Here is a 269-nt window from a genome sequence, read left to right as displayed (position 1 = left end):
GCCGGCCTCTTTTAGCCTTTCCCGAACGTTCGCCGCTGTCTCAAACATATGTCCGACGCTTATGATAGCGATATCTTCCTCATCAAAAATGATCTCCGCCTGTCCGTAACAAACCCTCTGCCGGAACATTTTATAACCGTCGTATGCCGTTCCTCTTGGATAGCGGATAGCCACCGGGCCACCCGTATATCCGATAGCAAAACGAAGCATATCCGCAAGCTCCCATTTATTCTTCGGAGCCATCACCGTCATATTCGGAATCATGGACA

At 49.8% G+C, this 269-nt stretch carries 1 pseudogene; it reads right to left on the bottom strand.

Annotation, left to right across the window (positions count from 1 at the left end):
• Positions 1–269, bottom strand: a pseudogene (locus tag HJY11_RS13595) (1-deoxy-D-xylulose-5-phosphate synthase); the annotation flags it as partial.

This window comes from Bittarella massiliensis (ex Durand et al. 2017), from assembly GCF_017566145.1.
In the GTDB taxonomy this organism is placed as follows: domain Bacteria; phylum Bacillota; class Clostridia; order Oscillospirales; family Ruminococcaceae; genus Bittarella; species Bittarella massiliensis_A.
This window is presented reverse-complemented; position numbering and strand designations above follow the sequence as displayed.